Genomic DNA, 14,088 nt, shown 5'->3' with positions numbered 1-14,088 from the left:
CCATCCTCGAATGGCTCGGTATCAAAACGTCAAAATCACTATGATGAACCACTAGGTGAGAATGAGGGAAGTACTTTTAGCGCCAGTGACGGACGTCATTCTTCAGTCGATCCGACGGCGAGCCGGAGGTGAAAGGCCGGCCCTGAATGTAGCCGCTGGATTGAACCCAAAATGCGAAAGCATTGTTGCCGTCTTGGCGGCACGAGGGGGACCGGCGTCATTTGTCATCTATCTTGTCGTACCAGTCGTGTCCGGTTGCGGACGTTGATGTGGAGAATCCGACTACTGCACCTAAATCATTCCGCGGGTGCCGCTTCGGGCACGTGCTTTTTCTTCTTCAAGCGACGCGCAGAGCACTTTCGCGTTCGGCACGCCGATTGCTGAGATGAAGATGCCGCAGTTAAAAGGTGCGCGCTGGTCACCGACCCAGGAATTCACAATGAGACTTGCTCGATTGATATTGATCAATGCGGCGTTGAGGCTAGTCGTAACTGTACAAGCGGCAGACATTAATGTGGCCCTCGCCGCCAACTTAACCGCACCGACCAAGGAGATAGCCTCGACCATCAAGCGGACGGCTGGTCACGGGGCAGCTATGAGATCGGGCGCGAATGGACAATGTTACAACCACGTCACGCAAGGTGCGCAATTTCAGATCTCGGCCGACACGCGACCAACGGAGCTGGTCGTGGATGAAACCGTACTACCGGAAGGCCGCTTCATCAACACGATCGGAAACTTCCTACTTTGGAAGAGTGCGAATCTCGTGAACGGCGCGGAGATGTCCAAGAGGATGGCCTTCGTAAAATTATCGATCTGCCTCGCCGAGACACCTTTTAAGGTAGCCGTGATCGAGTCAGTGAGTTCGCCCAGCGTTCATGAGGCCATGCAGCCGAAGGGCATCGAGGGCGCGACAGTCACGCGGGCGGATCAATACGAGATCGGCTATGACGAGCTCGCCTTCGTCACGAGATTTCAATTGATTGGTGATGATGCCTCGCGCTGGCTGATGCCGCAGGAGCTCCATGGTCCCATTGAGCAAGGTGCCGCGTCGTCGAAGGGAAGCGCCGACCGCGAAGCAACGCTGGGGTTCATCTCCGAAAGGCCTGAGGCTCACGTGATCATTGAGCGCTATGGTTAGGTGCTCGAAGAGCCAGCCCTGGACCGCAGGTCGGCTGGGATCTGGTAGTCGGCAAGGCGGACGATCAGGCTCGCCAGCCTCACGGCCGTGATTCTATCGGCATCGGGATGGCGACGTTCACTTGACTTGGTGATCTCGATTTGCTGGGACCCAAATCGACTAGCGCAGCGCAAGCATGGGATACGGATGACGCACTGGGGCAAACCACAACCGCGCGTGATTGAAGGCGGTAAGGCCGATCGCGCATTGCATGCTGATGCTTCACAGCCGCGGATAGTGTGGAACTTCTGGCCGCTTGCGGCGGTCCTCCTCAACGCGCTACTGTGGGTCGGCATCTGCTGGGTCATTTACGCGTTCTCATGAGCAAGGCGGCGTGGCCAAAGCAGCCAAGTTCGCGCCACAAGGATGGGCGCGTTGGCAAGCGCCATCTGGCATACACGCCTGAGGTCATCGACTGACCTCTCTCAGCGGGTCGCGAATATTGGAGGCACGTGCGTACGCACGCCAGTTGGATTAGCCCAACTTAAGCCGTCACCAACGCCAGACGCCGCAATACGCTTCGCCATTGCGCCCTACCACCTAATCAGCCGCAATTCCAGATCGGCCCGGTCGGCGTCCGCGTTCAGCACGGGCCAAAGCTGCCGCCATTGTAGCGGCTGTCGTAAAAGCCGGGCCGGCCGAAATAGTGCCAGGCGCCATCATACCCGTAGTAACGGGGGACCGGGTCAATGTACCAAGGGCGCCGGTCGCGGCGTGCCGATCGCCGCATCGCGTCTTTCTGGGCGTAAAGTGGAAGGCTGTTGTTCAGCGGCTGCTGGTCACCCGGCAGGAAGCCATAGCCGTGCCAGCGCGGAGCCGGCCGCTTTTGAAGCGGTGCGGCCAGAGCGCGACTGATAACAGCGACAGGACGATAGCAGTGAAGAGATACACAAGGCGGGACATGCGGACACCATAGACAGTCGATCGTTGAGAGGCCATTCAAATCCAGGTGCAAAGCTCACGCGCCTATGCAGCTGCGGCATTTTCTATCGCCGTACGCCGGACGATCTAACTACCCCCTTCTTCCACAGCCGAAATCCGCCCTCGAACGCGTTGGTGTTGACGCCGAGGCGGACCTTGCGCGGCAGCTTGTCGACCTTGCCGGCGTTGCCGCCGCCCAGCATGATGTAATCCGGCTCCACGGCTGCGAGCAGGCGCCTGATGACGTCATCGACCGTGCGTTTGCTATTTCTTCCTGCCAACGCGCTTGAGGGCTGCGGCGCCGACATATTGCTCGAATGTCTTGCCGTTGCGGTACGGCAGGTGAGCCAGCTCCATCAATTCCAGAATGCCATCCACGATCATCGCGGAGCCAAGACCCGTGCCGAGGCCGAGGAACAGCATTCGGCCGCCCTGATAGCTGCCGATCGCCTGCATCAGCGCATCGTTGACGACCTTGGTCGGGCGATCGAAGGCCCTTTCGAAATTGAAGCCGGCCCACCCGAGACCGAGATTGTGAGGCTCCGACAGGGGCCGGTTGTTGACCACAGGTCCGGGATATCCGACCGCGACGACGTCATAGGACCAGTCCTTCGTCAGCGCCTTGACCTTCCTGACCATCACTCTCGCTGATAGCTCGGGATCGGACGCAAACGCGCGCCTGGTTCGCTCCCTGTTGGTCGTGACCTTCACACGCGAACCACCGATGTCGATCACGAGGACCGTATGCCGCGATGCTTGCTTGCCCGCTTTCTTCGCCATGAAGCCGCGCCCTGCTCGGCCGGATGATCATAACTCCAGCCGATCCTTACCTGAAGCAGGGAGACAAGCAGCATCACAGCTTTGTTCTCCATTCGACTCTATTTTGTTCGCAAGGAACGAATCGGAATCGCGCAGATCAGTGCGGGCCAATTCTTAACAACGCGTTTGCTTCGTGCTTGCACGCGGATGCAGCAAGCAGCCGGATGAAACGAAACAAGCATAGCCCGGATCAGCAGAGCGCTATCCGAGCCTGCTCGGTCGATCGATCTTACCCTAACCCCCGCCCTCCGGCTTGATCCCCGCCTTCGTGATCGGCAAGAGGCGCGCTCCTCGCTGTCGCGAAAGGCCGATATCTCCTGCGGCGTGGTCGGCCAGGTGGCGGCCCCTATGCGATATGCGAGGCTGCTACGGGTCTTGGGTCAGATCTCAGTATACGTGCTGAATATGCTGGCGAGCCGTGACATTCCCCAAGCGTAACACAGCCTGAAGTGGCCGCTATGTGACTCCATCCCAAGATCAGCCACAGAATCGATTACAATGTAACGCATCGGAAGATCGCCATAAACGGAAATCGATTTTATGGTGTTTGGTGCTGGGAAACCTTTGCAGCCTCCGTTCAGGACCGCGCGTAGAAGCGCGGCCGTTTCGATATCGAACTAGGAGATGCCCCCATCCGGTAGTAGGAACGACAGACAGGCTGATCGAGATGTTCGGAAAATCGCGCATCATTTGAGCTCTGCAAATCAGTCCTAACGGTGCAGCTTAGACGCGTTGGCGAACGCGCTCTCCATGCCAGAACCACAGAAAGCGCTTTTGATGTTGCACGCGCGGCAATGCACAGTGTTACACCTCGCACAGCGCGAGTGAAACGGCACCGTTGTATCGGTCATCGCACAAACGGCTGCATCCGACTTAACACCGATGAATGCGGTCGAGCGTCGATCTCCTATGCTGAAACAGCACCGGCCCGACGCACACTGCCGGGTATGAGGTGCGTCGGGCCGGTTGGGGCATGGCGCGGCACCTGGCCGTGTCCAACCCAGATAAACCCGTGCAAATAATATGCCACACGAAAAGGTGCCGATGATCCGCGTCGAAATCGCCGGTGTCCGGCCACACGGATTTTCATTTGCGGGCGGGCGCGCGTACGTATGGGCCATCTCCTCCGGGCTTAGTTTGCGTTACGCCATCAAGATCGATTTGATCGGTGGCCGGACGATTGCCGAAATTCGATGTCGGGGAGACTTCCTTTGCGCGGCCTGTGACCAGAGGGACGCCGATATCCGAACGGATTAGATTTACTGCGTCACAAATCATGACGGCGCATGAGCTTCCATTTCGATAGCGCAGCACGGACATCTAGGTAGCGTCTAAGCAAATACGCTCGCGAGGCACCGCCGCATGGTAGCGAACGAGTCCGGCATGTCACCCTCTGTTCTGAGCGGGAGCGCCGCGGGTCAGCCAGTCATTGCGATGAGCGGGGCGGACCCGGAGCCGCGCAAAGCGCGAGGTCAAGAAGTCAACGCTGCCGTCGCGCCATTTGACATTCCGCCAAGCTTGTTTCGGTATACCGAGATCAAAGTCCCTTGACCGAGCAAGTATTTTGCTCGTCGTCCCATCGCATCAATTTCGCCGGCGGTCCATTCCCCGACCATTTCTTCGGGCGGTGCGTCCCTGCCGGGCGGCCACACGGAGTGCTCGGCAAGATGCCCGTTTCTTGAATGCTCGTTCGAAACTCTTCCGCTTACGCTTATATGTGAGCCTGCACCCTCTCGGTCATATCGGCCTCCTTTGCATTCACGCACTATTGCCGTTTGTACTTTCGACGCTGCCACCCGCTGGACCAAACAGTGCAGAGGGTGTCACAAATGGTGAAGCCACTTCGCATACCTTACGTACCGAGGTTGTGAGGTTGGATTATCCTTCGCAACGACTTGCGCGCGGTTGCGACACGTGTAGTTGTTGCGACCGAATATGTCCGGACTCCGCCAGGCTGTTTGCGAACACGACATCGGGCAAGTTGGCGCTTGCGTTGCCTGCGGTTGTTGTGGAGGAGAAGAGCGTATGAAGTTCAGTGGCAGACGCCTTTCGATCCTGTTGTCCTTGCTTTCGGCTGTAAGCGTGAGCACGATCGCCAAGGCCGATGAGCCCTCGCCGAAATACGCCGAGGTGCTCAGTGCCCTGCAGGCCGGCAAGAATGTGAAGCTCATACTGGACCTGAACCGCTGTACCACCGTCGATGGCGGCAAGCCCGGGCCGGCCACGCAGGCCGGGTTGGTTATAAGTGCCTTCAGGGTGACGGCCCAGAACGGCATCAGCTTTGCCAATGCGCATCAAACCGTGGATTGACGGAATACATTCCGCCACAGCCTCAGCCGCGAAGGCAAGCTTACGGTGCGGGCCTTCAAGCTGACCGCCGGGGCGACCGAAGTCGTGAATCAGGGCGAATTCATCTGCGAACTGCCGGACGGCGCGAAGTTCGTTTGGGACACTGCGCAGGGCCACGGTGCGGCTTCGCTACCCTGATCCTTTCGAGTGGAGATCTATCGAGCCATAACACGGCAGCCGAGATCGTGATGGCGGCCAGGTCGTTTCTGGCCGTCTTTTCGTAGCCGGTCGCCACGCGGCGAAATTGCTTCGGTTTACCGAAGCAGCACTCGATGAGGTGATGCTGACCTGCCAGGGCTGTTGAAGCACTCAGCCGCGTTCGCAAACGAAGCTTGTATCGTCGCCATTGTGTATGAAGAATTGGCCGACGAGCCTGCCCGCAGTGCCGATCATAACCGATCCGCGACCGCAGGCGGGGTCATTTTCGTCGTGTCCTTCCCATGAGAAACTCCGAGCAGGCCGAACCGTCTCGCGCGCTGTAGCGGACGTCGAGAAGGCGCTTCAGCGCACCGAAGGCGATTTCACAATCGGACTTACCCTCGAAGGTGAGATGCGCCTCTTCGACAAGATCGAGGAAGTCGCTGTCCCAGTTGTCCATTTCGGTGATGCGCCAGCGGCAATGGCCTGGGCGAAGCCGGGCACCTTGGCCATCAGCCGGCCCCGGCAGCCGCACCAGATGAAGTCTTCTGCATCGCAGGCAGGCGGTTACGCCTGCATGGTCCGTCAAATTTGAGTATGACTACCTGCATTTTGGCGGGCCGAGTGTCGCGACCGCTCCGACCGTGCAGTTTCCACCGCTTGCAATTCTTCCGGCGAACACAACCAGCCTATCGAGCAACTATCACATTGGAAAGGTCGGGTTGAATTACCACTTTGGCGCCGACCCGCGGGCGGCGCAATGGTCTGACGCGCCGCTGTATGCAAAAGAACCCACCAGCGTGCCGCCCATTGCGTACACGGCCGATTAGTCATTCGAAGGCGGATCGCGGCTCTGGCGCAGCCGGGGACGATTCCAATGAGACCATAGCGCTGCGCCTCATATACCTGGAGATCCTAGCATTCTCATCTCGAGGCTCACTTATCACGGACTGGACAGACTTCCGGAGAACTATTTGGCGGTCTTGACAGCCCGTGGGGAATATTCCTGAAGGGCAATATTGGCCCCGGGCGCTTCAACAAAGGAAACATAAACAATGAAGATTGGGGCATCGAACGCTCGTTGTCCTGTATCAACAGGCCAGGCCAACGGAAGGTTCACATACTACACGGCCGACGCCGGTTACGATTTGCTGCGCGGCACCAACCATAAGGTCGGCGCATTCATCGGCTGGCCCTATTACGGCCAGAGCTCCGACTCGACGGGATGCGTGCAAATCGCCAACCCCATGTATATATGCCGGCGCCGGCTGACAGGATCATTGGCAGCCAGCATACTAACTGGGATGCATTTCGTGTCGGTCTAAGCGCCGAAACCATGCTCACGGAGCGTTGGCGCTTAAGCACCGACGCGCTTACCTGCCGTGGACCAATTACAGTGGTCGTGACAACCATCTCTTTCGCCATATGACCCACTTCACTGATCAACGCGGGAATGGTGGCGGGGGTACATCTCTCGCCTCGAGGGCGTCCGCAGGTTGGTCGCACAAGTCATCGATGGTGTCGAGTTGCGTTCTCGCAAGGGGATCCTTGCTCCCCGGTTTTGTTTACGACAAGGTCATCCGGGATTGTCGCATTCTTCTGGGCGGCGTGCCCTTTCATGGTTCAGGAAACGACTCGACGTGGCTTGCGGACTTCCGCGCGAAGGTCGAGGCGCTGCCCATATCTTACGTGATGAAGCCCAAGCTTATTGAAGCAGCCATCGAAGCAATGATCAGGTTCGTCCAGCCGGCCTACGTCGATTTGATTGCGGCGGCGGGCCGGCTCGAGGCCTCGTCCAGCACGTGACGATGGCGCCTGGAAGCACCCCAACGGGGGTTGAGTTCTACGCGCAGGCGCTCAGGCACATGACCACGACGGAGCCGTCGGCGACACAAATCCACGAGTACGGGCTGGAGGAGGTCGGCCCGGATCCACGGAGAGATGGAAAGATTAAAGAACTCGCTTGGCTTTGGTGGCGACCTCGCCGCTTTTTTCGAGCACATCAAAACAAGCCCCAAACTTGTCTATCCCGATACTGAGGAGGGACGGAGCACCTACCTCCGCGAAACCTCCCGCGTTATGGATGCGATGTACCGCGATCTCGGCAATTCTTTTGGCAGGCTTCCCAAGGTTGGGTGCGTATCGCGATCCGATGTTCGTGAGCATCCACAAAAACATCTGGCCCGGTTCAGTGGAATCGTCCAGGCGGACTGCTACAACGGCTTCGAGCCGCTGTTCGATCCGAAGAAGAAAGCGCTGCCGATCATGCCGGCATTTTGCCTCGCGCATGCGAGGCGAAAGTTCTTCGAGCTGGCCGACATCGCAAAAAATGCCCGGGAGGGCAAGAAGGGTAAGCCGATCTCCCCGATAGCGCTGGAGGCGGTCAGACGCCTCGATGCACTCTTCGTCATCGAGCGCGAGATCAACGGCTTGACCGCCGCCGAGCGGCTCAGCGTGCGACAGCAAAAGAGCAAGCCGCTGTTCGACCGAACGCGCCACACTCTCGCGCTCCTCCGCGGTTCGCGAGCCGATCGACTACATGCTCAAGCGCTGGGCCGACTTCGCCCGCTTCCTTGATGATGGCAGACTCTGCCTGACCAACAACGCTGCGGAAAGAGCGCTGCGCGGTATCGCTCTCGGAAGACGCAATTGGATCTTTGCCGGTTCTCAGCGCGGGGCAGACCGCGCCGCTGTCATGCTGACGCTTCTCACCACCGCACGCCTCAACGATGTCGACCCGCAAGCCTGGCTCGCCGATGTTCTGGCCCGTATCGCCGATCTGCCTGCCTCGCGCCTGCACGAGTTGCTTCCTTGGGAATGGAAAAGGCTACGCGCGGTCGAGAAACACCTCTGATCAGCGGTCCGTCGCAACCTGAACGTCTCAACCGGCTAGCGACCATCATAACCCAGACCGTCTATGCGCGCGCGTAATCGTTGCGCGGCAGTCCTCGGATGCGTAACGACTAACTGAAGTGACGGGCTCTCGCGAGGCCGCCCCTTGATGTAGGCAGGTCGGACGTCGGCCAAATAACGGCTATATGACAGCTTGTCCTTAACGCGCACCGAATGTCACCTCACGAACACAAAGGTCAATTGGGTGTTGCCGGCGTTGCGGCGGATGGCGCGGCGCCTGGCTGTACTGCCGCTGGCGGCGGCGTCGTGGCCGATGGCGCGGTGGTCGACTGGGCTGCGGCCTGCGGGGAGCTGCCGACGATGACGGTGAGCAGACCCTGGCCCCACAGCCGCTGCGCCGCCTTCCTGGCATCCTCCAGCGTCACCGCATCGACGAGCGCGCAGTGCTTCTCGATATAGTCGATCGGCAGCTTATCGAGCTGATACTGCAGCAGCGCCCGCGCAAGCTTTGACGAGGTATCGAGCGCCAACATCTGCGAGCCCTTCAGGTACGACTTGGCATTATCGAGCTCCTGCTGGGTCGGGCCTTCCTCGGCCATGCGGCGGACCTGCTTTTCGATCTCTTCCACCGTCTCGCCGGCGCGATCGGCGCGGGTGCCGGTATTGCCGACGAACAGCGCGGAATGATCCATCCAGAGCAGCGTCTCATGGACGGAATAGGCGAGCCCACGCTTCTCGCGGACTTCGCGGAACAGCCGCGACGACAGACCGGCGCCGCCGAGGATCTGGTTGACGACATCGGCCGCCATGAAATCCGGCTCGCTGCGGCGGACGCCCGGACCGCCGAAGCTCAGGACCGTCTGCGGCACGTCGAGCGGAACGTAGACGCGCTGCGGCGGCTTTGCCGCAACCACATCGGGGACCTCTGTCAACTGCGCCTTGGCCGGCAGGCTGCCAAAGGTCTTGTCGAGCAATTTGCCAAGCGTCTCTGGATCGACGTCACCGACCACCGCGATCTTGAGCGTGTCCTTGGCGATCACGCGGCGGACATAGTCCTTCAGATCGGCGACGTCGATTTTCGGCACGCTCTCGACCGTGCCTCCGGCCTGGCGAGCATAAGGATGATCGTTAAAGGCGACTTCAAGGAACTTGCGATTGGCGAGCGTTGAAGGATTCGTGGAGTCACGCCGAAGGTTCGCGAGCACCGCCGCACGGATCCGTTCGACATCGGCCGCATCGAAACGGGGCGAGGTCAGCGCCATTCGCAGTAGGTCGAAGGCCTCGTCCCTGTTGTCCTTGAGCATGCGCAAGGAGCCGCGAAACTGGTCACGGGACGAGGTAAAGCTCAGCTCAATGGCGCGGCGGTCGAGCCGCTCGTGAAAGCTCTTGGAATCGAGATCGGCGGAGCCTTCGTCGAGCAGGCTGGCGACCAGGTGACCGACGCCGGGCTTCTCAGCCGGGTCCTGGCTGGCGCCGCCGCCGAAGGCATATTCCATCGCGATCAGCGGGACGGTGGCCTCCTGCACGAACCAGGCTTCGATGCCACCGGGCGAGATCAGGCGCTGGATCTTGGTAGCGGCAAATGATGGTGCAGAGCCGAGCGTCGCGATCGCGAGCGAGGCCCCACCGAGGACGGCACGCCGAGTGAGAGAATGGGTCACGAGCGCTTCTCCTTACGTTTGGGCGCAGATTCCTTGATCAGATAGCCGGTCACGGAGCGTTTCTTGTCGAGCCATGCTTGCGCGGCCTCGCACACCTGCTCGGCGGTGACGGCCCGGATGCGGTCCGGCCAGCTTCGGATATCGTCGATGCTGAGCCCGGTGGTGAGCGCGGTGCCATACCAGCCCGCAAGCGTCGCCTGGTCATCCTGGGCGTAGATCGCTTGCGCAATCAATTGGGTCTTGACGCGCTCGAGATCCTCGGCGCGCGCGGGATTTTGCGCGAGGTCGGCGATCACCTTGTCGATCGCGTCCTCGATCTGGGCGAATTCGACGCCAGGTTTCGGCATGACAGAGATCATGAATTGCGAGGCATCAAGCGAGGTGCCCTCGTAGCTCGCGCCCGTGCTGCTCGCGAGCTGCTTGTCGATCACCAGCACGCGGTAGAGATAGGAGTTGATCCCGCCGCCCATCAACTGCGCGAGCACGTCAAGCGCAGGGCTCTCGCCTGCGGCCGCAGTGGTAGCCGACGGCACGAGATAGGAGCGGCGCCAGGTGGGCTGCTCGACGCGGGGATCGGAGAGCGTCACGGTGCGGGGTGCCGCGGGCGTCGGCTCCTGTGGCCGCACGCGCTTCGCGGGGATCGCGGGCTGCGCAGGAATGTCGCCAAAATTCTCTTCCACCATCGGGCGGATTTCCTTGGGATCGACGTCGCCGGCGATGATCAGGATCGCGTTATTCGGCGCGTAGAAGCGCTTGTAGAACGCGAGCGCGTCCTCGCGGTCGAGCTTCTCGATCTCCTGGCGAAAGCCGATAATGGGGCGGCCGTAGGGGTGGTTGAGGTAAAGCGCCGCCATCATCTGCTCGGTGAGCCGCGCATCGGGATTGTTGGCAACGCGCATGTTGAATTCTTCGAGCACAACATCGCGTTCGGACAGCACGTTCTCATCTTGGAGAACGAGACCGGCCATGCGGTCGGCCTCAAATTCCATCATCTTCGTCAGCTGCTCGCGCGGCACGCGTTGGTAATAGCCGGTGTAGTCGGGCGAGGTGAAGGCATTCTCGTCGCCGCCGACGCGCAGCACGGTCTGGGAGAATTCGCCGGGCGGATGCTTCGCTGTGCCCTTGAACATCAAGTGTTCGAAGAAATGCGCAAGCCCCGATTTGCCCGGCGTCTCATCGGCGGAGCCGACCTTATACCCAATCATCTGGGTCACGACCGGGGTACGATGATCGGGGATCACCACCACCTGCAAGCCGTTCGCAAGCGTGAAGCTTGCTGGTCGTTCCGAGGTGACTGTGATCTGGGTAAGCACGCTCTTGTTTTCAGCAACGTCCCGGAGGCTAGGATTGCTGCTATTATCCCTTTTGTATTCGGCTCTGTATTCGACCGCCAGCGCGGTGGGTGTCGTCAAGGCCATTGCAACAATGGCCGTGCCTAGCACCTTGGTTGTCACGGAACTACAATTCTTCATGCCATCGCCTTTTGGTCACATCGAGATTCACATTCTGCAACGGACGATCCCGACAAAGCAGAGAGCCGCACGCCGTTGGCAAACAATGGAGCAAAAGCCGTGCCAATCGCCTAATGCTTCCGCGCACCGCTGCGCGGGCAGCTGGACGCAAAACGAAGCGCCGCGCGTTCTTTCTCTTCCGAAAGCCAAAGCCGCACTTGTTTGGTATCTGCCAACATGTTGCGAACACGACATTGCACACGAAAACGCTCGACAACTCGCCGCCTCGCGCTTGCCTAAATCCTGCGACGCCGCATACTGGCGCCTTGATCTCGCGCCAGAGGCACTGCTCCGCCGTTTCGTGGCCGCGCCGGCGCCCGCCAGGAAACATCCAAAGCTTGTCGCGGCGCGGCCGCACCAGGAGTACCCGGCCGCTTCGACGCCTGCCACCAGCACGGCCAAGCGATCATCGTTTCGATCGATCAATATGCCGAGAAAGCGTTTGGCAAGCGAGACTATTTCCTAAATAGGCCTCCCGGTTTCAGGGGCCGGAGCGACCAAATCCCGAGGTCGACGTCATCTGGGTCTATGGCGCCGGCGAACACGGCGTCATGGCCTTCACCGACTTCGGAAATCTGATCGAGCTCGTCCGGATGCACAAAGAAAATCCGACTTGGCTCAAGCGCTGGCCGCCCGACTAATACAATCAACCTGCGGCCTACGCCGGATGCGTACGGATTTTGTCGAGAACCGGCGAAGCATCAGGAACTGTGATTAGGCTCTGCGTCGCCATCCTCTTTAAGCGTCGGCCACTCCTCTGCGCGTCGGGCTAGCTTCTCATATTCCTCGGCGATCTTAAGGAGCCTATCTCTGGACTTGCCTTCAGCGAACGACACCGCTTTGGTCCGCGTCGCTTCCGCACGGCCTCGCCAGAATTTGGGATCGTAGAACGGATCTATCGGTTTCATGCAAATGAGCATGCAGTTCGTACATTAAGAAAATGCGACATCAGCCCCTCCAACATTACGTAGGCCGCCCTCCCCGCAAAATTCACAAATTCGGCCCAATTGCCTATATCTCGGAAGGAGCGAAGCCACGGGGCGCGATTCGCTTGAGAAAGCCGAAGCGGGGCACACGCATTGAGCGGTTGATAGAGTTGCTTTGCTCATGCCTCGTACACACCTGGTGGCAGCCGGACCAGCACGATACCACCCCCAGCCGCCACGACCTCCTTCGAAAGCGCACTCGGTCAAGTTTCTGCCAGGACGAAGGTTTAGACGCGCAGCATCTAAACCGCCCGCCATCTCGGGCTTGAAAGCTCTTTCCTCTTCGAACTGCTACCACGTCGCGCGATTTGCGCTGACTGGGATCGCAAACCAATCTAATGTTTCGATCTCTCCGACTTGCCGGCTTGGAGGGATCAGCCGTGCTGGAGCTGTCACTTCTAACACGTGCACGGCTGCCCTCGGCCTAGATGGGAATGAAACTGAGATTTTCCGCGCCAGTGAAGGCCTCTCACTCTGATTCGCGCGAGATGGCTCGTGGGGGCGCACGAGTTTGGACATATCCACACGAGCAGTCCTCGAAGGGGCTTGAATCGTACGCAGCGTTAGATTGTACGATCTTAAAAGCAGGTGGCGCCCCTAAGGCCATCTAAAAGCCTCCCGCCAGGTGATGAGAATTGCGAATGTCCCAAACTCTTAAGCTCACGCCGCAAGGGCCCGTCACGATCCTCGAGCACTCCCCCGAAAGCGAAGTGATCTATGGAGCGCATGGCGAACTGGCCAAGTTGCAGCCGGAACAGGACGAAGCATTTGGCACAATCTCGATCTCCGATGTCACGCGTGCCGCTCCTCGCAAGAGGTGGAATGCAGGTCGCGAGAGCGGACCATGTGGGTGATGGCCCCAGCTGTTACAGGCCGATAATGGTTCGCACTCCCCAACCAGGTGCAGCTTCGGGGGCGTGTTGGACGTAGCTGAATGCCGGAATTGCTGGCGGGGTATACCTTACCGCTATCGTAACTTCTTTCGTCTAGCCGGGCCGCAATCGTTGTTTCGCCCTGCTTGGCGGCTCTGAGTATCGGCCGACTGGCGGGTTGTTAGCCGCCTCCTCGCGCTCGGAAAATTACGGTATCTCACGACTAAGCGACCGAGGCACCGCTGCGATGGGTGTACAGATACGCAATGTGCGCTTCCGCGGCCGTCAATGCTTTGAATGGTTCCGGCCTGTTTCCCGGTAGACAGGTCATACTGCGCCTCGCGCAGGACGAACAATACCGCAGGATGTATCGACTTGAAGAGGATATCGTGAATCAAAAGCAGCGAACGCATGGGTCTTGGTTCTTCAAAGCACACCGCTGTGCAACAGCAGTTGCTGTTGCTGTTGTGACGACAACAGCTCTATGCACCGAACAGGCGGGTGCGCGAGATCGGCCGGCGACACCGGAGGAGCGAGAGGCTTGCACTCCGGACGTGTTTCGCTTTTGTGGCAGCCACATACCTGATGCAGGCGCCATTACTGCCTGTCTCAGAGCCAAGTTCACAAACCTGAGTGACCAATGTCGCTACGTGATATCAGTTCGAGACTCTGCCAAAGGAAAGGAAGGCTCGAAATGAGCCAGCGCCAATAGGCCGGCGCCTTCGATCGCCCGCGCTTCGAGACTAGACGACCGATTCCATGAACTTGGCAGTCATGGAACGGGAGGTTTGTTTGTGG

General features: G+C 59.5%; 6 protein-coding genes and 6 pseudogenes. 5 read left to right on the top strand and 7 right to left on the bottom strand.

Annotated elements, in window-relative coordinates; all coding sequences use genetic code 11:
• Positions 1 to 385 precede the first annotated feature (385 nt).
• The gene (locus KJQ96_RS36645; RefSeq protein WP_213290960.1) at positions 386 to 1,141 is read left to right on the top strand and encodes a molybdate ABC transporter substrate-binding protein; all 756 of its coding nucleotides are present in this window, start codon (positions 386 to 388) and stop codon (positions 1,139 to 1,141) included.
• Between the two features lie 622 nt (positions 1,142 to 1,763).
• On the opposite strand, the pseudogene KJQ96_RS40965 reads toward KJQ96_RS36645, so the two are convergent.
• Both KJQ96_RS40965 and KJQ96_RS36640 read right to left on the bottom strand, forming a co-directional pair.
• Positions 1,764 to 2,083, bottom strand: a pseudogene (locus KJQ96_RS40965) (hypothetical protein).
• A gap of 83 nt (positions 2,084 to 2,166) precedes the next feature.
• Positions 2,167 to 2,881: pseudogene (locus tag KJQ96_RS36640) on the bottom strand (ROK family protein).
• A gap of 2,064 nt (positions 2,882 to 4,945) precedes the next feature.
• On the opposite strand from KJQ96_RS36640, the gene KJQ96_RS40960 reads away from it, so the two are divergent.
• A complete protein-coding gene (locus KJQ96_RS40960; RefSeq protein ID WP_244608742.1) occupies positions 4,946 to 5,230 on the top strand; it encodes a VirK family protein in 285 nt (94 codons plus the stop codon).
• 199 nt (positions 5,231 to 5,429) lie between these two features.
• Here the strand turns inward: KJQ96_RS40960 and KJQ96_RS36630 are convergent.
• Both KJQ96_RS36630 and KJQ96_RS41875 read right to left on the bottom strand, forming a co-directional pair.
• Positions 5,430 to 5,564: pseudogene (locus KJQ96_RS36630) on the bottom strand (IS5/IS1182 family transposase); the annotation flags it as partial.
• 14 nt (positions 5,565 to 5,578) lie between these two features.
• Positions 5,579 to 5,920 (bottom strand): annotated as a pseudogene (locus tag KJQ96_RS41875) (hypothetical protein).
• Between the two features lie 1,035 nt (positions 5,921 to 6,955).
• Between KJQ96_RS41875 and KJQ96_RS36620 the strand changes: the two are divergent.
• The 3 genes and pseudogenes from KJQ96_RS36620 to KJQ96_RS42415 all read left to right on the top strand — a co-directional run bounded on the left by KJQ96_RS36620 (position 6,956) and on the right by KJQ96_RS42415 (position 8,261).
• Positions 6,956 to 7,213 carry a hypothetical protein gene (locus tag KJQ96_RS36620; protein ID WP_213255935.1) on the top strand — a complete coding sequence of 86 codons (258 nt, stop codon included), beginning with the start codon at positions 6,956 to 6,958 and terminating at the stop codon, positions 7,211 to 7,213.
• 135 nt (positions 7,214 to 7,348) lie between these two features.
• Positions 7,349 to 8,030 (top strand): annotated as a pseudogene (locus KJQ96_RS42420) (transposase); the annotation flags it as partial.
• Positions 8,031 to 8,102: 72 nt separating this feature from the next.
• Entirely contained in the window at positions 8,103 to 8,261 is a 159-nt protein-coding gene (locus tag KJQ96_RS42415) for a transposase domain-containing protein (protein WP_375293254.1), read from the top strand.
• 235 nt (positions 8,262 to 8,496) lie between these two features.
• Here the strand turns inward: KJQ96_RS42415 and KJQ96_RS36605 are convergent, their stop codons facing one another.
• The 3 genes and pseudogenes from KJQ96_RS36605 to KJQ96_RS40950 form a co-directional block, all read right to left on the bottom strand.
• The gene (locus KJQ96_RS36605; protein ID WP_213255933.1) at positions 8,497 to 9,921 is read right to left on the bottom strand and encodes a pitrilysin family protein; all 1,425 of its coding nucleotides are present in this window, start codon (positions 9,919 to 9,921) and stop codon (positions 8,497 to 8,499) included.
• Positions 9,918 to 11,393, bottom strand: a complete 1,476-nt coding sequence (locus tag KJQ96_RS36600; protein ID WP_375293253.1) for a M16 family metallopeptidase — start codon at positions 11,391 to 11,393, stop codon at positions 9,918 to 9,920. The genes KJQ96_RS36605 and KJQ96_RS36600 overlap by 4 nt, the downstream gene beginning before the upstream one ends.
• 304 nt (positions 11,394 to 11,697) lie before the next feature.
• Positions 11,698 to 11,793: pseudogene (locus KJQ96_RS40950) on the bottom strand (NUDIX hydrolase); the annotation flags it as partial.
• Positions 11,794 to 14,088 lie beyond the last annotated feature (2,295 nt).

It is taken from the genome of Bradyrhizobium sp. sGM-13 (genome assembly GCF_018398875.1).
In the GTDB taxonomy this organism is placed as follows: domain Bacteria; phylum Pseudomonadota; class Alphaproteobacteria; order Rhizobiales; family Xanthobacteraceae; genus Bradyrhizobium.
This window is presented reverse-complemented; position numbering and strand designations above follow the sequence as displayed.

Bases quoted from the DNA above. Each gene is read 5' to 3' on its own strand.
- KJQ96_RS36645 (WP_213290960.1), top strand. From the start codon at position 386: ATGAAGATGCCGCAGTTAAAAGGTGCGCGCTGGTCACCGACCCAGGAA.
- KJQ96_RS40960 (WP_244608742.1), top strand. From the start codon at position 4,946: ATGAAGTTCAGTGGCAGACGCCTTTCGATCCTGTTGTCCTTGCTTTCG.
- KJQ96_RS42415 (WP_375293254.1), top strand. From the start codon at position 8,103: ATGCTGACGCTTCTCACCACCGCACGCCTCAACGATGTCGACCCGCAA.
- KJQ96_RS36600 (WP_375293253.1), bottom strand. From the start codon at position 11,393: ATGAAGAATTGTAGTTCCGTGACAACCAAGGTGCTAGGCACGGCCATT.